The following is a 727-nucleotide window of genomic DNA, read 5'->3' as shown; positions in this document are numbered from 1 at the left end:
ACTAAATCTAGTTGAATCTAGCGGAGTCTAGCTGAAGTAAAATCTCTATCTACTTAGATTACTAATGACCAATTCACAATGAGTAATTCAAATAGATGATTTAAATAACCAATCAAAAAACCAGTATCGATTCAAAATAAGTAGATGAATCGATACTGGTGATATTAAAAATAAAAAATAAAAATAGAATTGTGCGTCAATTGTAAGTGAGTTAATGGTCAATCGATAATGGATTTACTATACTTCCAGATCCATCAACACAATAGATCACTCACGACAGCAACTATTTACCTTCTGGCTTTTTATACCAAATAACAGGCTCTGGACGCCCTGGATTTGGGAGCGCTTCTGCCTCTTCAAACGTTAAATTGAGATGATCTGCAACGATCTGTGTAGGTGTACTCGCTAACCAAGCATTAAGAGAAATATCGGAGTAACGAGAGATCGGATAAGCATCTGGACGTTTAAATACTTCGATAAAGCGAACAGGCTCATCACCAATATTTTGGATATAGTGTCCCGCTACAATAGGAACAACCCCTACATCACCTGCTTGATAGTTGAATGTTCTTGCCGTTCCTTGTGAGTTAAAGACCGTCATACGCGCCTTACCCTCAATAAAGTAGAGCCACTCTTGCGCACGTGGATGCCAATGGATTTCACGCATACCACCAGGTTCGATCTCTACAAATGCTGCTGAAATCGTCTTCGCTTCAGGGAAGTTACG

General features: G+C 39.1%; 1 protein-coding gene. It reads right to left on the bottom strand.

Annotation, left to right across the window (positions count from 1 at the left end; translation table 11 throughout):
- Nucleotides 1–283: 283 nt before the first annotated feature.
- Nucleotides 284–727 (bottom strand): cupin domain-containing protein (locus FK268_RS25830; RefSeq protein WP_146437781.1); only part of this gene is annotated, 444 nt, incomplete at its 5' end.

This window comes from Tsukamurella sputi, assembly GCF_007858445.1.
Lineage (GTDB): Bacteria > Actinomycetota > Actinomycetes > Mycobacteriales > Mycobacteriaceae > Tsukamurella > Tsukamurella sputi.
Note: the sequence above shows the minus strand (reverse complement) of the source record. Positions and strands in the feature narration are given on the sequence as shown.